The following is a 21,171-nucleotide window of genomic DNA, read 5'->3' on the forward strand; positions in this document are numbered from 1 at the left end:
GCCACGATTCAGTCGAGATAAGGCGCACACTTTCCAGGAGGTCTCCCCGTGCTCTCACAACGTCGCTGTACCACTGAGCTTCGCCACACCCTACGCCAATTGCTTGCTCACGATATAAGCAACCCGGAAGACGACCCGCACCTATCCGGCGTGCTGTTTTTCTGCGCCACCGACGAGCAGACCCGGCAGTTGGTCGAGCGCATCGAACTGCTGGCCAGCGAAGCGTTTTTTGACCCGTCGGGCCGGGCCATTCGTGAACGGATGCGCGCCGCCGCAGTGGACGGCGTGCGGATCAAGCAAAAGCGCAAGGCGCCGCAAGACGAGACGGTGATCCGTATTGCCCTGCCAGAAAAGGGCTATATCACCGTCAGTACAGCGCGGTTTTGAAACCTCGAACACACTGATTGTTGCCGTGAAGTCAAAGAACAAATGCGCCGCTGTGGCTATTTCACCGGCGCTCAGGGCAGCCATACTGAACCTCTTCTCTCGTACCTCAGCAAGGAGTTCACCCTATGACTGTCCCTGCCCTCGGCCTCGGCACCTTCCGGCTCAAAGACCAGGTGGTCATCGATTCGGTGCGCACTGCTCTGGAGATTGGCTACCGGGCCATCGATACCGCGCAGATCTACGGCAACGAAGCCGAGGTCGGCCAAGCCATCGCCGACAGCGGCGTGCCGCGCAGCGAGCTGTTCCTGACCAGTAAGATCTGGACCGAAAATCTGGGCGCCGACAAGCTGATCCCCAGCCTCAAGGAAAGCCTGAGCAAACTGCGCACCGACTATCTGGACCTGACCCTGATTCACTGGCCATCGCCCCAAGGCGCAGTGCCGGTCGCCGAATTCATGGGCGCCCTGGTAGAAGCGCAGAAACAAGGCCTGACCCGGCATATCGGCGTGTCCAATTTCACCATCGACTTGTTGCAGCAAGCCATCGACGCAGTCGGCGAAGGCGTGATCATTACCAACCAGATCGAGCTGCACCCCTATTTGCAGAATCGCAAGCTGGTGGGCTTCATGCAGCAGCACGGCATTGGCGTGACCTCGTACATGACCCTGGGCTACGGCAAGGTGCTGCACGATCCTGTGATCCAGGCGATCGCCCAGCAGCACGGCGCCACTGCCGCGCAAGTAGCCCTGGCCTGGGCCATGCAGTTGGGTTACGCGGTCATCCCCTCCTCCACCAAGCGGGAAAACCTGGCCGGCAATTTCAAAGCTGGCGCATTGCGCTTGAGCGATGCAGACATGGCGCAAATCGCCGCACTGGAGCGGGCTGAACGCCTGGTCAGCCCAGAGAGCCTGGCGCCTGCCTGGGACTGAAAGCCCTGGGGCCGCCGCGCGGCCCCAACACGCTGGGGTCGAATGGATTATCCTGAGCGCACTATCGCTTCGGGAACACCCCATGGAACTGCACATCCGCCTGCAAGGCCGCAAAGCGCTGGCCGACCAGCTCTACCAGCAACTGCGCGCCGGCATCGACAGCGGCCATCTGGCCGCCGGCACCCAGTTACCGCCAAGCCGGTTGCTGGCCGAGCAGTTGGGCGTTTCACGCAAGACCGTGGCCGAAGCCTACTCACGCCTGACCTACGAGAATCTGCTCAGCGCGGTGGTCGGCCGGGGCACCTTCATCAGCCCGCGCCAAGCCAGCCAACCAGGCCAAGCGCAGACGATTGCCCTGGCCGCGGCCGAATCGCTGACGCGCTGGCAGCAGCGCGCCACGGTGCTGGCCAGAAGTGCCCTGGACAGGCCCTCACGCTATGACTTCATCGGCGGCGCCTCGATCAAGTCGCAGTTCCCCTTCGACCAGTGGCGCAGTTGCCTGCAATACGCCCTGCGTCGCAGCCAACGCCACCCGGAACGCCAGTTTTCCGCCCAGGGCTTGCCCGAGCTGCGCGAAGCCATCGCCCATCACATCGCCTTCGCCCGGGGCGTGCACTGCAGCGCGGCGGACATCCTGGTGTGCAATGGCGCGCAACAGGCCCTGGACCTGATCGCCCGGGTATTGATCGAGCCCGGATGTCCAGTGGCGATGGAAGATCCCGGCTACCCGCCCGCACGCCAGCTGTTCCTGGCCTTGGGGGCGCGCCTGCAATCGGTGCCGGTGGACGATGAGGGCCTGTGCGTCGAGCAGATCGCCGACGGCACCCGGCTGATCTATGTGACACCCTCGCATCAGTTCCCGCTCGGCATGCCGATGAGCGAACGACGCCGGGCGGCACTGCTGGCGCGCGCCGCCGAGCTGGGCGCGCTGATCATCGAGGATGACTACGATTGCGAGTTCCGCTACCACGGCCAAGCCAGCGATGCGCTACAGCGGCTCGATCGGCATGGTTTAGTGGCCTATGTCGGCACCTTCTCCAAGACCCTGCTGCCAGAACTGCGCCTGGGCTACGCCGTGCTGCCGCCTGCGGTATTGCAAGCGGCCTGCGTGGCCAAGCACCTGAGCGACTGGCACAGCCCTACCCTGCAGCAGTGGGCGCTGGCGCGGTTTATCAGCGAGGGCCACCTGAGCAAGCATATCCGCCGCTGCCATGAGATCTACAGCGCCCGCCGGGCTAGGATCCTGGCGCGCCTGGACAGCGACCTGGCGCCCTGGCTGACGGCGGTACCGGCCAACGCCGGCTTTCACTTGAGCGCGTTGGCCAGCCCCGGGGTTGACGTCGAGCTGTTGACCAGCCTGGCCCGCAAGGTCGAGGTCGGTCTGTACTCTCTGGCGCCGTTCTTCAGCGAAGCGCCGGTGAGGCCGGGGCTGGCGCTGGGCTTTGGGGCCATCGAGCTGCTGGATATCGACCCGGCCCTGGACCGGGTGCGTGATACCCTGCAACAACTCAGCTAAGCGCTTGGGCTGCCCGCTCGGGTCGGGCGATAGCGCCGGCGTAACCCTGCGGGGCGAACCGCGCGGTCACCAGTAGCATGGCCAGTACCGTGCAGGTCAGGAGCATCCACGACGCCTGGAAGTCGCCGCTGACATCGCGCAGCCAGCCGGTGATGTAGGGCACGATGCCCGTGATGATAAAGCCGATGCCCTGTACGAACGAGGCCAGGCTACCAGCCTCGGCCGGGGTTTTCAGGTGTTCCAGGGTCAAGGTCAGGCTTAGGCTGAAGCACGACCCCAGGCCCAGACCGATCAGCGCCACCCACAGCCCCATCGCCGCCGTCGGCGCCAATAGCAGGCCAAGGAAACCGCACAGCTGGATCAACAACGCCAGCCAAAGCCCCAGACGGCGATCGGCAAAACGCCGCAGCAACAGCGGCAAGCCCAGTGCGCCTGCAACCTGGAAGATGGTCATCAGGCCCACCAGATCGCCGCCACCTTGGGCAGTGCCACCGTGCTCCAGGTGATAAGCCGGCAGCCAGGCGACCATGCTGGTGTAGCCGCCGTTGATCAAGCCGAAGTACACCGCCAGCAGCCACGCACGACGGTTGCCGAACCAATGCCCACCGCCGCCGTTGGCGAGCGTGGGCGTGTCCTGGCGCGGGCGCAGCACTGCCCAGGCAAGCAACCCCAGCAAGGCCGGCACTGCCCAGATACCCAGGCCCGCCTGCCAATGGCCGAAATAGCCACTGATGTGCGGGCCGAGTACGGCAGCCATGCCACCACCACTCATCAAGGCCGCCGAGTACAGCCCCATGGTTGCCGCCAGACGGCCGGGGAACCAACGGTTGACCAACCCCGGCATCATGCCCTGCACCACTGCCACCCCCAGGCCTGCGACCACCGCACTGGCAATCAGCGCCCAGACCGTGTCCAGCTGCAAGCGCCAAAGACAGGCCACGGCAATCGCCGCCAAGCCCATCAGCATGCCGCCATGCTCACTCAGCCAGCGGCGTAGCCAAGGGTGAAGCAAGGGCATCAGGCCCATGCACAGCACCGGCAGGGCCGTCAGCAGCGCCGCTTGTTGATAGCCAAGGCCGGTGCTAGCGCGCATCGGTTCGAGCAGCGGGCCAATGCTGGTGAGAATTGGCCGCAGGTTGAGCGCCAACAGGACCACCAACAGCAGATTCAAAGCGCCTCTCATGCCTGCTGAACCTGCTGCCATTGGCGGTACAGATCAGCTTCGCCTGCCGGCTTGAGCGGGCGCAACGGCAGGCTTTGCTGCTGCGGTGGCTTGGCCATCTGCGCATAGACGGCGGCAGTAGACAGGCCATAGGGCTCGCCTTCCTCGTTGTCATAGGCAAACCAGGCCCGCTCGATACCGCATAGGTGCATGGCGGCCAGGCACATCGGGCAAGGGTGGCCGGTGGCGTAGATCTCGGCCCCGTCCAGGCGTGGCAGGCCCAAGGCCTGCGCAGCCTGGCGGATGGCTTGCATTTCGGCGTGGGCGGTCGGGTCCTGGCTGCGATGAATCTCGTTGACTGCGCGGGCGAGCACCTGACCTTGATAGACCAGGACGGCGCCAAACGGACGGCCACCGGCCTGAATATTGGCGCGGGCCAGATCAAGGGCCTCGCGCATGAACTGTTGGTTGGACATGAAGCACTACTCCAGTTGCAGAGGGCAGCATTATCCCGCCTGGCAGGCTGTGGCTGAAATGAAGAGATTGGATGCACCTCAGTGGCCACCTGAATAAGCCGATTGGCCTCCCGGCAAAGTCAGCAATTGGCTATCGGCGTGAACCGGCCACGGCGTTAAGGTTGCAGCCACTACCCCCTCACCTGTCACTGGAGATCGCCATGCACAACCGAATCGAATGGGCCAAGCACGCACCCGATGCCTACAAAGCCATGGTCGGCCTGGAGCAGGCCCTGGCGAAAAGCGGGCTGGAGAATTCGCTACTGGAACTGGTGCGCCTGCGCGCCTCGCAGATCAATGGCTGCGCCTATTGCGTCAACCTGCACGCCAACGACGCGCGCAAGGCTGGCGAAACCGAAGCACGTTTGCAGACGCTGACGGTCTGGCAAGAAACCAACTACTTCAGCCCCCGTGAACGTGCCGCCTTGGCGTGGGTTGAAAGCCTCACCCGCCTGCCTGAGCGGGGCGCACCGCAGTCTGAGTACCAAGCGCTGCAAGAGCACTTCGAGCCTGCCGAAGTCGCCAACCTGACCTTGGCCATCGCCGCCATCAATGCCTGGAACCGTTTTGGGGTTGGCTTTGCGATGGTGCCGGCCTGATAAGCGCCGTCTAAAAAGCATCGCGCAGAAGGAGAAAGCTCCGACAGTGGTGGCGCAGCAAGCTACTTAGCATCGCAGGCCCGACCCACTAGACAAGGGCTCCTCAGATGCCAGTAACCCGCCCCACCCGCTTGGCAGCCGCGCTGCTCGCTTCGGCCTTGTTCGCCAGCAACGGCCTGTATGCCGCCCACCTGACGCGCGACAATGGCGCGCCCGTGGGCGACAACCAGCACTCGCAGACTGCCGGCGCTGCAGGCCCAGTGCTGCTGCAGGACGTACAGCTGATCCAGAAGCTGCAACGCTTTGACCGCGAGCGCATCCCAGAGCGTGTGGTACATGCCCGCGGCACGGGCGCCCACGGGATATTCACCGCCTTCGAAGACCTCGGCGAGCTGACCCAAGCCTCGCTGTTCACTCCTGGCCTGCGCACGCCGGTGTTCGTGCGCTTCTCCTCGGTGGTGCATGGCCTGCATTCGCCAGAAACCCTGCGCGACCCACGCGGCTTTGCCACCCGCTTCTACACCGCCAGCGGCAACTGGGACCTGGTGGGCAACAACTTCCCAACCTTCTTCATCCGCGATGCAATCAAGTTCCCGGACATGGTGCATGCCTTCAAGCCCGATCCACGCACCAACCTGGGCGATGACAAACGGCGTTTCGACCTGTTCTCGCACATGCCCGAAGCCACCCGCACGCTGACCCTGCTGTACTCCAACCAAGGCACGCCAAAAAGCTACCGGCACATGGACGGCAACAGCGTGCACGCCTACAAGTTCGTCAACGCCAAGGGCGAGACGACTTATGTGAAGTTTCACTGGAAAAGCCTGCAGGGCCAGGTCAACCTCGACCCAGCCGCCGTTGAGCAGATCCAAGGCAAAGACTTCAGCCACATGACCGCTGACCTGATCAACGCCATCAGTCGTGGCGAACACCCCAAATGGGACTTGTACATTCAGACCCTGAGCCCAGAGGCGCTGGCCAAGTTCGATTTCGACCCACTAGACCCCACCAAGATCTGGCCCGATGTAGCCGAACGTCGTGTCGGCCAAATGGTGCTCAATCGCAACGTCGACAACGTCTTCCAGGAAACCGAACAGGTGGCCCTGGCCCCGTCCAACCTGATCGCCGGGATCGAGCCTTCCGAGGATCGTCTGCTGCAAGGTCGGCTGTTCTCCTATGCGGATACGCAGATGTATCGCGTCGGCGCCAACGCCAGCAGCCTGCCGATCAATCAGCCACGGGCAGCGGTAGACAATGGCAACCAGGATGGCGCGCACAACCCCGGTCGCAGCAAAGACAGCGTCAACTATCAACCCAGCCGCCTAAAACCACGCACCACGCCTGAGGCGGCGCGCTACAGTGCCCTGCCACTGGCGGGCAGCACGCAGCAGCAAGGGATCGCCCGTGAGCAGAACTTCAAGCAGGCTGGCGAGCTGTTCCGCTCCTTCTCCGAGGCTGAGCAGCGCGACCTGATCAACAGCTTTGGCCAGTCGCTGGCAGCAGCCGATGATGAAAGCAAGCTGATCATCCTGTCGTTCCTGTACAAGGCTGATCCGGCCTATGGCGAAGGTGTGGCCAAGGTGGCCAAAGGCGATCTGGAGCAGATGAAAGTACTGGCGGCCAAACTCGAAGACTGAAAGCGCCTAGCGCTCGTGGCGATTGAGCCGCGAGCGGTAACTGCCCGGGCTATGCCCGGTCCACTTCTTGAACGCGCGATGGAACGCGCTGGGTTCCTGAAAGCCGGTCTGCTCGGCGATCTCGGCGATGCTCAGGCTGCCCTCGCGCAGACGCTCGAAGGCCATGGCCCGGCGCACTTCATCCTTGATCTGCTGGTACGAGCGCCCTTCACGTTCCAGCTGGCGGCGAAAGCTGCTGGCACTCAAGCCCTGACGTTCAGCCAGGGCAGTCAGCGTCGGCCACTGGCCATAGCGCCTGGCGCGCAAATGCCGGTAAACCTCGGCGACCAAACCATTTTGATTACGAAAGCGGATCACCAGCCCCTGGGGTGCGGTGCGCAAGAAGGTTTTCAAGGCTGCCACGTCTTGCACCACCGGCAGGCGCAGGTAGGCATTGTCGAACTCGACCTCGGTGCGGCCACTGCCCAGACGCAGATCAGGCCCCCACAACAGCGTGTCGTCTTCCTGGGTGGGTCGGGCGACGGCAAGTTCGGTGCGGTCGATGACGATACGCCGCCCCGCCAACCAACACAGCAAACCGACCACCAACACCAGGTAGGTTTCTTCGGCATAGACCCGGGTCAGCGGGTCTTCGATACTCGACTGCACGCTGATCACCGCGCGCCCGCCGCGCACCGAAAAACTCCCGCGCAGGTCACGCAAAAACAGGGCGAAATTACCCAGGCACTGACGCAGGGCCTTCTCCAGGTTCGGCTCCTGCACCAGCCCACGGCAGATCAAGGCAAAGCTGCCAATCGGCATGCCGTGGCTGTCGAGGCGGAAAAACTCATCGTCAAGCGCATGGATCAGGTCTAGCCACAGGCGCGCGAAGGCCTTGGCCGGCACCCGCTCCTGGGGCTGATCGAGCAAGGCGGGGTCGATGCCAACGGCCAACAAGTGGCCATCGCGCTGCTCGGGCTGATCGCGCAGGGCATGCACCATGGCATTGAGAAAGTACACCGCGACCGAATCGCTATCGCGCATGGTTGATGTTCACTGTCTAGGCTGAGTGGCAAAAAATGCCAGGTTGACTGAGCAGATCCGACATAGGCCCTGCCTCGACCTTTGCCTAGACTCGACCCACTGTGGATACCGCGGTCATTCTCGCAGAGCCAGGCCCTATCCCGCCACGCCTTCGCAATTGGAGCCTCATATGAGCAGTGCAGAAATCTACGTTGTCAGTGCCGTGCGTTCAGCCATCGGTGGCTTTGGCGGTTCGCTCAAGGACCTGCCCCTGGCAGATCTGGCCAGCGCGGTTACCCGTGCGGCGATCGAGCGTTCAGGCGTGGCGGCCGAGCAGATCGGTCATGTGGTCATGGGCAACGTGATCCCCACTGAACCGCGCGACGCCTACCTCGGCCGGGTGGCGGCGATGAACGCTGGCATCCCCAAGGAAACCCCGGCGTTCAACGTCAACCGCCTGTGCGGCTCGGGCTTGCAGGCAATCGTCTCGGCAGCCCAAGGCTTGTTGCTGGGGGATTGCGAGGTAGCCTTGGCTGCTGGTGCCGAATCGATGAGCCGCGGCCCGTATCTGCTGCCGCAAGCCCGTTGGGGGGCACGCATGGGCGACCTGCAGGGCATCGACTACATGGTCGGCATTCTTCAGGATCCGTTCGAACACTTCCACATGGGCATCACTGCCGAGAACGTTGCGGCCAAGCACGGCATCACCCGGCAAATGCAGGATGAACTGGCCCTGACCAGCCAGCAACGCGCCGCCCGCGCCATCGCCGAGGGCCGTTTCGCCAGCCAGATCGTGCCGCTGGAACTCAAGACCCGTAAGGGCAGCGTGCAGTTCGCCGTGGACGAGCATGTGCGCGGCGATGTCAGCGCCGAGCAGTTGGCCGGCATGAAGACCGTATTCAAGAAAGATGGCAGCGTCACTGCGGGCAATGCCAGCGGCATCAATGACGGCGCCGCCGGGCTGGTGCTGGCCACTGGCGATGCGGTACGCCGACTGGGCCTGAAGCCATTGGCGCGGCTGGTGGCCTACGCCCATGCGGGGGTGGAACCGGCATTGATGGGGCTGGGGCCGATTCCGGCCACGCAGAAGGTGCTGGAAAAGGCAGGTCTTTCGGTCAGCGACCTGGACGTGATCGAATCCAACGAAGCCTTCGCCGCCCAGGCCTGCGCGGTCGCCCGCGCGCTGGACTTCGACCCGGAAAAGGTCAACCCCAACGGCTCGGGCATTTCTCTGGGCCACCCGGTAGGCGCCACCGGGGCGATCATCGCCACCAAGGCCATCCATGAACTACAGCGCATCCAGGGCCGCTACGCCCTGGCTACCATGTGCATCGGCGGCGGCCAAGGCATCGCCGTCGTCTTCGAACGCGTGTAAGGAATCGTCAATATGAGCATTGAACAGATCGCCGTGATCGGCGCCGGCACCATGGGCAATGGTATCGCCCAGGTGTGTGCCGTGGCGGGCTTCCAGGTGCTGGTCATCGACGTTTCGGACGCTGCCCTGGAACGCGGCGTGGCGACCCTGAGCAAGAACCTCGAACGCCAGGTCAACAAAGGTACCCTCGCCGCTGATCAGGCCGAGGCGGCCAAGACGCGGATCCGCACCAGTACCGACTACGCCGCCCTGAGCAGCGCGCAGTTGGTGATCGAGGCCGCGACTGAGAACCTTGAGCTGAAGCTGCGCATCCTCAAGCAGGTGGCCGCCAACGTTGGCGCCGATTGCCTGATCGCCACCAACACCTCGTCGCTGTCGGTCACCCAGTTGGCCGCAAGCATCGAGCACCCTGAGCGCTTCATCGGCGTGCACTTCTTCAACCCGGTGCCGATGATGGCGCTGGTCGAGATCATTCGTGGCCTGCAAACCAGCGACAGTACCTACGCCCAGGCCTTGCTGGTGACCGAGAAGCTCGGCAAGACGCCCATCACCGCCGGCAATCGCCCAGGTTTTGTGGTCAACCGCATCCTGGTACCGATGATCAACGAGGCGATCTTCGTCCGTCAGGAGGGCCTGGCCAGCGCCGAGGATATCGATACCGGCATGCGCCTTGGCTGCAACCAACCGATCGGCCCGCTGGCATTGGCTGACCTGATTGGCCTGGACACGCTGCTGGCGATCATGGAGGCCTTCCATGAGGGCTTCAACGACAGCAAGTACCGCCCTGCCCCGCTGCTCAAGGAAATGGTCGCCGCCGGGTACTTGGGGCGCAAGAGTGGCCGCGGGTTCTTCACCTACTGATGGAGCGAGTGCCATGCCAGTCAACGCTGCCCTGCGCTGTGCCAACTTCGATGAGCGTCGCGACAAGGCCATGGCACTGTTTGCCGAAAAAGGCTTCGGCCAGGTCAGCATGCGCGAGCTGGCGGCGCATGTCGGCCTGACGGCAGGCTCGCTGTACCACCACTTCCCCAGTAAACAGGACTTGCTCTACGACCTGATCGAGGAGTTGTACGAGGAGCTGCAAGCGACCCTCGATCAAGGGCGACGGGCTTTGGCGCGAGGCAAGCCGGTGTTGGCAAGCCTGGTAGCCGCGCATTGGCAACTGCATGCCGAACGGCCGCTGCAGTTTCGCCTGGCCGAGCGCGACCTGTGCTGCCTGAGCGAAGGCCAGCAAGCGCGTTTGCTGGTCGCTCGCAAGCGTTACGAGGCGGGCTTGTTACACCTGATTGCGCCCAAGGCCTCGTTGGCAGGTGAGAGGCTGGCAGCCACTGCGCATGTGCTGGCGACCCTGCTCAATCAGTTGCCAGGGTGGCTGCATGGCCGGGGCTTGCCCGCAGATCAGAGCCTTGCGCTGATGGAGAGTGTGTTGCTGGGTGGGATCGAGCGGACCTTGCGCTAGGCTGTGCCGCCCTTATCGCGGGGCAAGCCCGCTCCCACACAACCTCCTCAACCCGTGTAGGAGCGGGCTTGCCCGCGATGAGGCCACCCCACGTCAGCTTCAGGACGCCGCCGAAACCTCTTCAGCAGGTTCTTCCCGGCTGGCATAACGCTGCGCCAACACCGCACAGACCATCAACTGGATCTGGTGGAACAGCATCAACGGCAAGATCATTGCGCCAATTCCACTGCCAACGAACAGTACCTGCGCCATCGGCACGCCGGTGGCCAAGCTCTTCTTCGAGCCGGCAAACAGGATCGTGATCTGATCCTCGACATTGAACCCCAGCACCCGTCCCAGCAGTCGCGTGCCCACCAGCACCACGGCCAACAGAATCCCGCAGACCGCAAACAACCCCGCCAGATGCTGCGCCGACACGGTATGCCAAAGGCCGGTGACCACCGCCTCGCTGAACGCGGTGTAGACCACCAGCAAAATCGAGCCTTGATCGACCAGTTTCAGCCAGCGTGCATTGCGCTTGACCCAATCACCGATCCAGCGTCGGGCAATCTGCCCGGCCACGAACGGCACCAGCAGTTGCAGGGTGATCTTCAGCACCGCATCGAGGCCCGAGCCGGTATCGCCGTCGGCACCAAGCAGCAGCATCACCAGCAATGGCGTCAGGAAGATCCCTAACAAGCTGGAAGCGGCCGCGCTGCAGATCGCAGCAGGTATGTTGCCCCGCGCAAGCGAGGTGAAGGCAATCGCCGACTGCACTGTGGCTGGCAAGGCGCACAGGTACAACACGCCCAGGTACAGCTCGTTGCCCACCAACGGCACGAACAGTGGCTTGAACGCCAGCCCCAGCAGCGGGAACATCACGAACGTGCAGGAGAACACCAGCAGGTGCAGCCGCCAGTGGCTGGCACCGGCAATGATCGCCTCGCGCGATAGTTTGGCGCCGTGCAGGAAGAACAGCAGGCCGATGGCCAGGTTGGTCAGCCAGCCGAACATCACCGCGCCCTCGCCTGAGCACGGCAGCACGCTGGCAATCAACACCACCCCAAGCAGGGCCAAGGTGAAGTTGTCGAATAACATGCGCAAATACTTCATTCCGGGTTCCGTCTTGTCATTGTGCGAATGCAGACGATAAGGTCTGGCCCTCTTTATCGCTAACGCCGGAACCCCTAGCAGTGTCGCCCAACGGACACTGCACGCATCAGGCAAGGAAAACCCATGCGCAATCGCCCCACCCCTCTGCTCATGCTGGGCCTAGCGCTCTCCCTGAGCAGTGCCCAAGCCCTGGCAGACAACCTGCAATCAAAGGTCGATGCGATCATTGAACCGCTCATGCGCGACCATGCCATTGCCGGCATGGCAGTGGCGGTGTTCGCCAATGGCCAGGAGCACTACTTCACCTACGGCCTGGCCAACAAGCAAGACCGCCAGCCGGTAAACCGCGAAACACTGTTCGAAGTCGGCTCGCTGAGCAAGACCTACACCGCCACCCTCGCAGCCCTGGCCAGTGCCGAAGGCAAGCTTGATCTGAACGCCCCTGCCAGTCGCTACCAACCGGCCCTGGCGGGTGCGCCACTGGGCAAGGCCAGCGTGCTGGAATTTGGCGCCTACAGTGCCGACTGCCTGCCGTTGCAATTCCCGGATGAGGTCACCACCGCTGCCCAGGTGCTGGCGTTCTACCAACAATGGCCACCCCGTAGCGAGCAGGGCACTCAGCGTTGCTATTCAAACCCAAGTCTTGGGCTGTTTGGCGATCTGGCCGCGCGCGCCCAGCAGCGCCCGTTTGCCGAGTTGATGACGCAAACCGTGCTGCCGCAACTGGGCTTGAAGCACACGTACCTGGCGGTTCCCGCTGCGGCGCAGGGCCTCTACGCGCAGGGCTACGATGCGCAGGACCGAGCGGTGCGGGTCAATCCTGGACCTTTCGCCGATGAGGCCTACGGCATCAAAACCGATGTGGTCGATGCAATGCGCTACGTGCGCCTGCAACTGCAGCCCGAGCGCCTCAGCCCAACGCTCAAGCACGCCATCGCCATCACCCACACCGGCTACTTCCAGGTCGGCGCCATGACCCAGGGCCTTGGCTGGGAGCGCTACCCCTACCCGGTCAGCCTCGACACCCTGCGCAAGGGTAATGGCGCAGACTTTGCTCTCAAGCCCCAGGCTACCCAGCGGCTGCTGCCGGGAAGCCCTGCAGCGCAAGCCGCCTGGTACAACAAGACCGGTTCTACCGCAGGCTTTGGCGCTTACGTCGCCTTTATCCCATCCAAGGGCATGGGTGTTGCCCTGCTCGCCAACCGCAACTACCCCAACGAGGCCCGGGTGGAGGCTGCATATCGCATCCTCACGCAGATGCAGGCGCCTGAATAATCTAGCTTTTAGCGCTGTTCGGGTGCTTCACGCAGGGCGCTGTCGAGAGGATTGTCAGACAAGATGTAGTGAGAAAAAATATTCACTACAAAACTGTTGACGACGTGAATCGGCCTTGGGCATGATGAAGCCGTCTCCCTGATCGGGAGCGGTGGCAAGGGTGTTCCAGACGGCCTGCGCGGTAACGCAGGCCGTCCGTGGAGAGGGAACTGTCCAAAAGGCAGCGTGAGAAAGCCCCTGTTGCAATGCTGCTGTAGCAGCCTTGGTAGCGCGCTACATGGGTAGCGCCAAGTGTGAAATCACTCATCGACGGGTAATGGGGGCTTTATGATGAACTTGAACGACAAACCGACTATCGACCAATTGGCCCAGCTGTTCGCCGCGCGCAAGGACAGCCTTGACGACCACCTGCTGTGGCTCAGCCAGACCGGCGAGGTACGCCTCGACCGCCTGCCGCCGAACAGCGTCGAAGATCAATTCGAAGCGGACCTGCCAACCATGCGCGCCCGCTTTAAGGTCTACCGCCGTGGCCAAGGCTACGTCGGCAAGAAAGCCGCCGCCGACACCGAGTTCGTTGGCCGCGTGCTGCAGACCCTGCAACAAGAATGGCCCGCCGCCCGTGAGCGGCAGGCAGTCAAGGTGATCGACCCACTGAACTGAGTTGTCCACCGCTACTTGAGCCCGGCCCGCAAAGGCCGGGCTTTTTCATGGGCGGTTTCGCCGGTTCTGCAACCGCCGTCCTTCAGGCCTGAAGCCTAGGCCGCTGCACTTGTGGCAGTGGCAAGGCGCCGGTGGCCAGCGCCCGCCCCCGCTCGACGCCCCAGACCAGCGCTCGTGTCATGGTCTCGCCTGGACGCGTCGGATGATACTCTTCGTGCAACGCGGCACCGTTCTTGGCATACAGCCCCAGGAATAACTGGGTGGCACCCAGGCGTGACAGGCGCACCTGCACATCGATGCTGGTGCCGTCACTGAGTTCTTCATCGTGGCTGCGACTGTGCAACTGCGCATCGGCCCACTGCCAGTAGGCCTCTTCCCTGATTCGCATCGAAATCAATCCTCCATTGGCGAAATGCCGCGCAAGAAGACCACAGCATCGAGTCGCGTGCGAGGGCAACACGCCGATACCATGAGCAGGATCAACAAAGGCAAAAAAAACCCCGCCATTGAGCGGGGCGTTGGCGGTCGGCTTACTTCTTGGTCGGCACCCGTGGGGTAAAGCGACCCTTCTTGCTGCGCTGCAGCGACGCAGGCTGCAGCTGCTCCGATTCGTCCAGGGTCATGTTGGCAAAGCCCAGGCGAAAAGCCGTCTGGCCGCAACGGACTTGGCTGTTGATCGGGAATGCATCATTCATGTCTTCGAAAAAGGATTCGCTCATGCCCTGTCTCCCTCCAGAGGTGACCGTGTCGGCAAGCAGCGTACTTGCCTAGATGAACAGCGGCCTGTTGAAGTGAGACTAGCCGGTCATTCTCGGACCGCCCGGACAAAACCCACGGACCCGACCAGTGGCACATGGCCTTACTTCAAACGCACCGCCGTACCGGTGGCAAACACCACGACCATGCCGCCCTGCACCGACGGCATGCTGATCTCGAAGTCCACGCCTACCACGGCGTCAGCTTGCAACTGACGTGCCCGGGCAATCAGTTCTTCAGTGGCCTGCTCACGCGCCAGCTTCAGCGCGCCTTCAAGGGTCTGCGAGCGGCCACCGAAAAAGTCGCGAAAGCGTGCGAAGAAATCGCGCACGAAGTTGATGCCCTGCACCGATTCGGCGCTGACCACGCCCAGGTATTCAGCGACCGGACGGCCTTCCAGTTGGCTGGTAGTGGAAATGATCATGTGCGGGCGCTCCCTTGGTTTAGGCAAAAAAAGCGCATGCTAACAAACCTCGCACCGCCTCCGGGCAAGGTCTGCCGCGTTTTCGTCAGCGCTTATTGCGCGCTGGCAGGGCGCAGGCGCTGGCTGATCCGCGGACCGAACACGTTGATCAGCAGCCCCAGCATCACCAACAACGCGCCCCAGCCCTGCATGGCGCTCAGTCGCTCATCCAGCAACCAGGCCGATGAACTCAAGCCCACCACCGGCACCAACAGCGAGAAAGGCGCGACCTTGCCCGCAGGGTGACGCGACAGCAGCGTGCTCCACAGGGTGTAGCCGAGCATGGTCGCGGCGTAGGCCAGAAACGCCAGGGCCAACACCGAGCTCAAGCCGATGTTGCTCAACGCATCAGCCATGCGCTGCGGCCCCTCCAGCCACCAAGACAGCAGCAGAAACGGCAGCGGCGGAATCAGCCCGCCCCAGACCACCAACGCCACCAGGTTCACCGAACCGAAACGGCGCGTGATGATATTGCCCATACCCCACATGGCACCGCCGCACAGGGTCAGCAACAGGGCGACGAGCGGCACATGGCTACTGTTCTCGCTGCCGATCAGGGCCAAGCCGCTCGCAGCCACCAACAAGCCGATAAGACTGGCCGGGCGCAGACGCTCCCCCAGAAACAACGCAGCAAAGCCCAAGGTGAAGAAGGCCTGAGACTGCAACACCAGCGAAGCCAGCCCCGGTGGCATGCCGCTGTCCATGGCCTGGAACAGGAAGGCGAACTGACCGAGGGATATCGTTGCGCCATAGGCGATCAGCCAGCGCCAGGGTAAGTCCGGCCGCTTGACCAGCAACACCGCCGGAAATGCCACCAGCAGAAATCGCAAGGCGCCAAGCAACATGGGCGGCAGGCCGTCGAGGCCGACCTTGATCACCACGAAATTGACTCCCCAGACGATGATCACCACCAGGGCAATCAGCAGGTCCTTGAGTGGCATTGCGATTTCCTTCTTCAGGCTGTTCTAGACATATTTCGTTACAGCATAAGGGCTTTTGCTGGCGCCGGACCGACACAGTTGCGGCCCAGGGTTGCGCAACAGTCTGAGATTGTTCCTCTCTCAAAGGGGGCTGTGCTGGCGGCGCAAGCACACTGAGGCCGTCGCCCGGCAGGTAGCGCGGCTACCTGCCTGCTCCAGCCCCGCTGGATTACCCGCGGCGCAACCGCTGTCATATTGACTGTCATCTAGCGGTCATCCCACTGTCGTAATCTGCGGCGCATCTCTATGCCACAGGTCCCCGGCATGCACCGCCTCTGCGTCTTGCTCTTGTGTCTTCTGCCCCTGCTGGTCTTGGCTGAGCCGGCGCAGCTGCGTGTGCAAGGCTCCAACACCATCGGCGCGGCGCTGGGTCCAGCGCTGATCCGAGGTATGCTGCAAGCGCAAGGCGCCAGCGCTGTCGAGCAGGCACCAGGTGCGACGCCTAACGAAACCGATATCACTGCGCGCGATCTCAAGGGCCTGTTGATCCGAGTCGCAATCGCAGCGCATGGCTCGAGCACAGGGTTTGCCGCGCTAGGCAGTGGCGCTGCCGACCTTGCCGCCGCCTCGCGCCCCATCAGCGAAGCCGAAACCCAGCGCCTGCGGGGACTGGGCGATTTACGTAGCCCGGCCCAAGAGCAGGTGATCGGCCTGGACGGCGTTGCGCTGATCGTGCATCCGGACAACCCGCTGGCCAAGCTCACCACCGAGCAACTGGCGCAGGTGTTCTCAGGCCAGGTGTCGCGCTGGGAGCAGTTAGGCGTGCCCGGCGGGCCGATTCGTCTGTACGCGCGTGACGATCGCTCCGGCACCTTCGAAACCTTCAAGGCGCTGGTACTGGACACTCACGCCAGCGTGCTGGACAGCCAGGCGCTGCGCTTTGAATCCAGTGAGCAACTGGCGGAGCGGGTCAAGGCTGATCGCCAGGCGATTGGTTTTAGCAGCCTTGCCGCGGTGCACGGGGCCAAGGTGCTGGCCATCGCCGAGGGCGACGCGCCGGCCCTGTTGCCCAGCCGCGCACTGGTGGCCAGCGAAGACTATCCGCTGTCGCGGCGATTGTATTTTTACTTGCCCAGCAACCCGCAACCGTTGGCCCGGGCACTGGCCGAGTTTGCGCAGAGCCCGGCAGGCCAGGCGATTGTCGCTGAACAGGGGTTTGTCTCGCAGCAGGTCAAGGCGCTGACGGTGCCCACGCAAGCGGATATGCCGCCACGCTACCGCAACCTGGCCGATGAGGCGCAGCGTCTGACCGTCAATTTTCGCTTTCAGCAAGGCAGTGCCAGCCTCGACAACAAGGCGTTGCGCGATGTGCGGCGGGTGGCTGATTACCTGCGCCAGACGGGCAAGTTGCACAACAAGACGGTGCTGGTCGGCTTTGGCGACCCCAAGGAGACGCCAGGGCGCGCCGCGCTGCTTTCGCGCTTGCGGGCGATGGCGGTACGCCGCGAGTTGGCCCGCGATGGCGTGCAGTTCAAGGAGGTGACCGGCATGGGTGATGAACTGCCGGTGGCCGACAACGATCAGGAACAGGGGCGCCTGCGCAATCGGCGGGTTGAGGTTTGGGTGTATTGACGTGGGTTGCCATAGTGGCCTCATCGCGGGGCAAGCCCGCTGCCACGCAACTGTGCGTATCCGTGGGAGCGGGCTTGCCCCGCGATGAGGCCGGTATTGCCCGGCTCAGCTTAGAAGTCGTACCGCGTAGTCAGCATGAAGTTACGCGGCTCGCCATAGAACCCACCCTCATAGAAACCCAGGTTGCTGTAGTAGCGCTTATCGCTCAGGTTGTTGCCGTTGAGCGTCACCGACAACTGATCGGTCACCTGGTACTTGGCCATCGCATCCAGGGTCAGGTAGCTGGCCTGGGTGTGGCGATAATCGTTTTCACCACTGGCTGGGTTGTACAGATCCTTCCAGATCTTGCTCTGCCAGTTGGCCGAGCCGCCAACCGTAAGCTTGCTCCACACCCCAGGCAAACGATAGGTGGTGGACAGGCGCAGCAGGTTTTCTGGCTCGATGGTGGAGATCTTGTCGCCCTCGCCATCGCGCGTGATGCGGTGGGTGAAACCACCCTGCACATGCCAGTCGGTGGTCAGTTCACCCGCGACCTCCAGCTCGAAGCCACGAGTCTTGGCACCTTGCACCGCGCGGTAGATCGACTGGTTGTTGACCGCATCGAAACCCACCATTTCCGGCAAGTTGTCCTGACGCACCTCGAACACAGCCAGGCTGGCGTTCAGGCGGCCGTCGAAGAACTCGCTCTTGACCCCCAGCTCGTAGGCATCGCCCTCCTCCGGCTCGATGATCTTGCCGCTGATATCCTGCTCGCTCTCGTGCGGTTTGAAGATGCTGGTGTAACTGCCGTAGACCGACCAGTTGTCGTTCAAGTCATAGACAACCCCGGCGTAGGGCACGACCACGCCGTTCTCTTTCAGCTCCTGCTGCTTGGAGCGCTGGCCGGTAGTGGTATCCAGGCGGGTGCTATCGAGCTGCCAGTTGGACAAGCGGCTGCCGACGATCAGCGAAAGCTGATCGGTAGGCTTGAAGCGCGCGCTCAGGTAGGCGGCGCTTTCCTGCAGGCGGGTGTCGACCTTGCTGGTCGGGCGGCCCCAGTCAGGTTCGGGGAAATCGCCGTTCCATTGGAAGATGTTGTCGGCGCTACCAAAGAAGAACGGCCAGTTCTCTTCGTGGGCACGGATGTCGCGGTGGGAAATACCGGCGACCAGTTCGTGCTCGCGGCCCATCAGTTGGAATGGCCCGCTGGCGTACAGGTCGTAGGCGTTCTGGTCGGTCTTGTAGCGGTAGCGGCCCAGCCACACGCCCATGCCGCTGCCATCGACCGGGTTGGGATTGCCACTGGCGGCCGAGCCTAGGGTGATCGGCGAGTCGGTTTCGGTGCGGCTGACCGAGGCCTTGACCGACCAATCGTTGGCCAGGCGCTGTTCGAGGGTGACGAACAGGTTGTCGGCGGTGTTATCCCACTGGCTCCATTTGGTGGCCGGGTTGAACGAGCGTGGCATGCTGAAGCCATTGCCGGTGCTGTCCACCAGGGCAGTGGATGGCCCCCACGACGAGCCTTCCGGGCGATTGGTCTGGCGGCTCAGGCCAACGCTGAGCAGGGTGTCTTCGGACAGGTCAGCTTCGACGATGCCGTACATCACCTGTTTTTTCTCGGACAGGTTATCCATGAACGACTGGCCGTCTTCATAGGCGGTGACGAAGCGACCACGCACGTTGCCGGTCGGTGTCAGCGATCCACCGATGTCGAATTCGCCGCGGTAGGTGTCCCAGCTGCCCGCGCCAAGCGAGGCGTAACCGGAAAACTCGCGGGCCGGCCGTTTGCGCACCAGGTTGACGGTGGCCGACGGCGAGCCAAAGCCACTGAGCAGGCCAGTGGCGCCGCGCAGCACTTCAACCCGGTCATAGATGACCATGTCGGTCTGGTCGATGCCATTGCCAAAACGGAACGCCGCTGGAATGCCGTCGATCTGGAAGTTGTCGATCTCAAAACCACGCGCCTGGAAGCTGGCGCGGCTGCTGTCGAGTTTGGTGACCGTAATACCTGGGGTCTTGCCCAGCACGTCAGCAATGCTGGTGAGATTCTGGTCATCCATCTGCTGACGGGTAATCACACTCACCGACTGCGGGGTCTCGCGCGGCGACAAGGCCATGCGCGTGGCCGTGCGCGTGGCGCCGGTGGTGTAGGAACCAGAGCCCTCGGTGGTCTCGCCCAGATGGGTATCGTTGATGGCGGTGGCGCCCAACTCCAAAGCGCCCTTGTCGCTGGCCTCCTCTGCCCAGGCCATGGCGCCCGGTGCTGCCAGGCTGGCTGCGAGAATTGCCAATGCCAGCGGATGACGCCGCGAGCGTTCACTGCTGGCAATCCTTGCCGCTTGAACCGTGTTCACAGAGTGGTGCAGTTGCACGCTGGTAGACCCCTAGTTGTTATTTGCTCGTACGTTGGCGCTAATCACTGGTTGTTATTTTTTGCTTGATCACGCCCTGGCGTGGCTGCTCTGCGGCAGTGGGAATGAATCTTAATCGCTTCCAACATTTGATTACAATTAGTAATCATTCGTAATAATTGGATCCAAGCAAAGAAATGTAACAGCGCCGCATTCGAGCACTGGGGGAAATGGGTCTAGGCTCAAACCCATGTGATACCGGGCCCCTCTGACGGCTGCCACGCCGCCATGTCGGATCACTGTTGCCATGCAACGTCGACAATCAAGGAGGGGCTCATGACGGCTCTACACACCTATCTCACTACCCCATTGCTCGGCACCAGCGCCTGGTTGTGGCTGGTATTCATCGCCATCGTCGTTGGTCTGCTGGTGTTGGACCTGGGCGTGCTGCACCGCAAAGACCGCGAAATCGAGATGCGCGAAAGCCTGCTGCTGTATTCGGGCTACTTCAGCGTGGGCGTGCTGTTCGGGGTGTGGGTGTGGTTTGAACTGGGTGCGCAGTCAGCGCTGGAGTTCTACACCGGCTTTTTGGTCGAGCAGTCGTTGTCGATGGACAACGTGTTCGTCATGGCCATGATCTTCAGCTTCTTTGCCATCCCCCGCCGCTACCAGCACCGGGTGTTGTTCTGGGGCATTCTCGGGGTGGTGTTCTTGCGCGCGATCATGATCGGCGTGGGCGCGGCTTTGGTGCAGAACTTTGCCTGGGTGCTTTATCTGTTCGGCGCGTTCTTGCTGTTCACCGGGGTGAAGATGGCCTTTTCCAAACAAGATAGCCATCCGGACCTGGCCAATAATCCGGTGCTGCGCTTCGTACGGGGGCATATGCGCGTCACCGACCAGATCCACGGCCCGCACTTTTTCGTCCACCTGACCCCACCAGGGCAAAGCAAGGCGCTGCGCTATGCCACGCCGCTGTTTCTGGCCCTGGTGTTGATCGAGCTGGCTGACCTGGTGTTCGCCGTCGACAGTGTCCCGGCGATCTTCGCCATCACCCAAGATCCCTTCATCGTCTACACCTCGAACATTTTCGCCATCCTCGGCCTACGTTCGCTGTACTTCGCCCTGGCGGCGTTGATGCACCGCTTCGTCTATCTCAAATACGCGCTGGCGCTGGTGTTGATCTTCATTGGTTGCAAGATTTTCTACCACGGGATGGTGGGCAAGGTGCCGGCGTTGCTGTCACTGGGGGTGACGTTCGGCTTGTTGCTCGGCGGGGTGCTGTTGTCGCTGTTCAAGACGCGGGATAGCCAGGAAAAGGACGCTGGCCTTAGCCCCATCGCAACAGGTGAAGCTACGGACTCACAGGCAGTCAAACCCGGCCAAACGTCTAGCGCTGAAGAAAAGAAAGACCCGCATTTGCGGGTCTGAGTTGCCATTCAAAGCATAATGCCTGGCGACCTAC

At 62.7% G+C, this 21,171-nt stretch carries 21 protein-coding genes; 12 read left to right on the forward strand and 9 right to left on the reverse strand.

Annotated elements, in window-relative coordinates:
- Positions 1-48: 48 nt before the first annotated feature.
- The 3 genes from HU737_RS11420 (at position 49) to pdxR (ending at position 2,832) form a co-directional block, all read left to right on the forward strand.
- Positions 49-387 (forward strand): hypothetical protein, encoded by a 339-nt coding sequence (locus HU737_RS11420; protein WP_186555181.1) that lies wholly within the window; start codon positions 49-51, stop codon positions 385-387.
- 125 nt (positions 388-512) lie between these two features.
- Positions 513-1,316, forward strand: coding sequence for a 2,5-didehydrogluconate reductase DkgB (gene dkgB / locus HU737_RS11425; protein WP_186555180.1), 804 nt, complete (start codon positions 513-515; stop codon positions 1,314-1,316).
- Positions 1,317-1,398: 82 nt separating this feature from the next.
- Positions 1,399-2,832 carry a MocR-like pyridoxine biosynthesis transcription factor PdxR gene (pdxR, locus tag HU737_RS11430; RefSeq protein WP_186555179.1) on the forward strand — a complete coding sequence of 478 codons (1,434 nt, stop codon included), beginning with the start codon at positions 1,399-1,401 and terminating at the stop codon, positions 2,830-2,832.
- On the opposite strand, the gene HU737_RS11435 is transcribed toward pdxR, so the two are convergent.
- Together HU737_RS11435 and HU737_RS11440 are read right to left on the reverse strand one after the other, a co-directional pair.
- Positions 2,825-4,015, reverse strand: coding sequence for a CynX/NimT family MFS transporter (locus HU737_RS11435; RefSeq protein WP_186555178.1), 1,191 nt, complete (start codon positions 4,013-4,015; stop codon positions 2,825-2,827). The two genes, pdxR and HU737_RS11435, sit on opposite strands and share 8 nt — an antisense overlap.
- The gene (locus HU737_RS11440; RefSeq protein ID WP_186555177.1) at positions 4,012-4,470 is read right to left on the reverse strand and encodes a nucleoside deaminase; all 459 of its coding nucleotides are present in this window, start codon (positions 4,468-4,470) and stop codon (positions 4,012-4,014) included. The genes HU737_RS11435 and HU737_RS11440 overlap by 4 nt, the downstream gene beginning before the upstream one ends.
- A gap of 200 nt (positions 4,471-4,670) precedes the next feature.
- Between HU737_RS11440 and HU737_RS11445 the strand changes: the two genes are divergently transcribed.
- Together HU737_RS11445 and HU737_RS11450 are read left to right on the forward strand one after the other, a co-directional pair.
- Positions 4,671-5,108, forward strand: a complete 438-nt coding sequence (locus HU737_RS11445) for a carboxymuconolactone decarboxylase family protein (protein WP_186555176.1) — start codon at positions 4,671-4,673, stop codon at positions 5,106-5,108.
- A 107-nt stretch (positions 5,109-5,215) separates the two neighbouring features.
- Entirely contained in the window at positions 5,216-6,745 is a 1,530-nt protein-coding gene (locus HU737_RS11450) for a catalase (protein ID WP_186555175.1), read from the forward strand.
- 6 nt (positions 6,746-6,751) lie between these two features.
- Here HU737_RS11450 and HU737_RS11455 read toward each other — a convergent pair whose 3' ends face one another.
- Positions 6,752-7,768, reverse strand: a complete 1,017-nt coding sequence (locus HU737_RS11455) for an AraC family transcriptional regulator (protein WP_186555174.1) — start codon at positions 7,766-7,768, stop codon at positions 6,752-6,754.
- A gap of 169 nt (positions 7,769-7,937) precedes the next feature.
- Between HU737_RS11455 and HU737_RS11460 the strand changes: the two genes are divergently transcribed.
- Genes HU737_RS11460 through HU737_RS11470 form a run of 3 tightly spaced genes read left to right on the forward strand, consistent with a single transcriptional unit; the run spans position 7,938 to position 10,581 of the window.
- Complete coding sequence (locus HU737_RS11460; RefSeq protein ID WP_186555173.1) at positions 7,938-9,122, forward strand: acetyl-CoA C-acyltransferase family protein; 1,185 nt, start codon at positions 7,938-7,940, stop codon at positions 9,120-9,122.
- A 12-nt stretch (positions 9,123-9,134) separates the two neighbouring features.
- Positions 9,135-9,983 (forward strand): 3-hydroxybutyryl-CoA dehydrogenase, encoded by an 849-nt coding sequence (locus HU737_RS11465; protein WP_186555172.1) that lies wholly within the window; start codon positions 9,135-9,137, stop codon positions 9,981-9,983.
- 13 nt (positions 9,984-9,996) lie between these two features.
- Positions 9,997-10,581, forward strand: coding sequence for a TetR/AcrR family transcriptional regulator (locus HU737_RS11470; protein ID WP_186555171.1), 585 nt, complete (start codon positions 9,997-9,999; stop codon positions 10,579-10,581).
- A 99-nt stretch (positions 10,582-10,680) separates the two neighbouring features.
- Here the strand turns inward: HU737_RS11470 and HU737_RS11475 are convergent, their stop codons facing one another.
- Positions 10,681-11,673: a bile acid:sodium symporter family protein gene (locus tag HU737_RS11475; RefSeq protein WP_186555170.1), complete on the reverse strand. Its 993-nt coding sequence runs from the start codon at positions 11,671-11,673 to the stop codon at positions 10,681-10,683.
- Positions 11,674-11,796: 123 nt separating this feature from the next.
- Here HU737_RS11475 and ampC point away from each other — a divergent pair, with 123 nt between their 5' ends.
- Together ampC and HU737_RS11485 are read left to right on the forward strand one after the other, a co-directional pair.
- On the forward strand, positions 11,797-12,948 hold the full coding sequence (ampC, locus tag HU737_RS11480; protein ID WP_186555169.1) for a class C beta-lactamase: 1,152 nt from the start codon (positions 11,797-11,799) through the stop codon (positions 12,946-12,948).
- Between the two features lie 327 nt (positions 12,949-13,275).
- Complete coding sequence (locus HU737_RS11485; protein WP_186555168.1) at positions 13,276-13,608, forward strand: hypothetical protein; 333 nt, start codon at positions 13,276-13,278, stop codon at positions 13,606-13,608.
- An 82-nt stretch (positions 13,609-13,690) separates the two neighbouring features.
- Here the strand turns inward: HU737_RS11485 and HU737_RS11490 are convergent, their stop codons facing one another.
- From HU737_RS11490 to HU737_RS11505, 4 genes are all read right to left on the reverse strand, one after another.
- Positions 13,691-13,996: a hypothetical protein gene (locus HU737_RS11490; protein ID WP_186555167.1), complete on the reverse strand. Its 306-nt coding sequence runs from the start codon at positions 13,994-13,996 to the stop codon at positions 13,691-13,693.
- Positions 13,997-14,138: 142 nt separating this feature from the next.
- Positions 14,139-14,327, reverse strand: coding sequence for a hypothetical protein (locus tag HU737_RS11495; RefSeq protein WP_186555166.1), 189 nt, complete (start codon positions 14,325-14,327; stop codon positions 14,139-14,141).
- A gap of 140 nt (positions 14,328-14,467) precedes the next feature.
- Complete coding sequence (locus HU737_RS11500; RefSeq protein ID WP_186555165.1) at positions 14,468-14,788, reverse strand: YbjQ family protein; 321 nt, start codon at positions 14,786-14,788, stop codon at positions 14,468-14,470.
- Positions 14,789-14,880: 92 nt separating this feature from the next.
- The gene (locus HU737_RS11505; RefSeq protein ID WP_186555164.1) at positions 14,881-15,768 is read right to left on the reverse strand and encodes an EamA family transporter; all 888 of its coding nucleotides are present in this window, start codon (positions 15,766-15,768) and stop codon (positions 14,881-14,883) included.
- Positions 15,769-16,071: 303 nt separating this feature from the next.
- On the opposite strand from HU737_RS11505, the gene HU737_RS11510 reads away from it, so the two are divergent.
- Positions 16,072-17,379: a substrate-binding domain-containing protein gene (locus HU737_RS11510; protein ID WP_186555163.1), complete on the forward strand. Its 1,308-nt coding sequence runs from the start codon at positions 16,072-16,074 to the stop codon at positions 17,377-17,379.
- A 110-nt stretch (positions 17,380-17,489) separates the two neighbouring features.
- Here HU737_RS11510 and HU737_RS11515 read toward each other — a convergent pair whose 3' ends face one another.
- Positions 17,490-19,712, reverse strand: a complete 2,223-nt coding sequence (locus HU737_RS11515) for a TonB-dependent siderophore receptor (RefSeq protein WP_367616027.1) — start codon at positions 19,710-19,712, stop codon at positions 17,490-17,492.
- Positions 19,713-20,045: 333 nt separating this feature from the next.
- On the opposite strand from HU737_RS11515, the gene HU737_RS11520 reads away from it, so the two are divergent.
- The gene (locus tag HU737_RS11520) at positions 20,046-21,137 is read left to right on the forward strand and encodes a TerC family protein (protein WP_186555162.1); all 1,092 of its coding nucleotides are present in this window, start codon (positions 20,046-20,048) and stop codon (positions 21,135-21,137) included.
- Positions 21,138-21,171 lie beyond the last annotated feature (34 nt).

It is taken from the genome of Pseudomonas urmiensis (assembly GCF_014268815.2).
GTDB classification, from domain to species: Bacteria; Pseudomonadota; Gammaproteobacteria; order Pseudomonadales; family Pseudomonadaceae; genus Aquipseudomonas; species Aquipseudomonas urmiensis.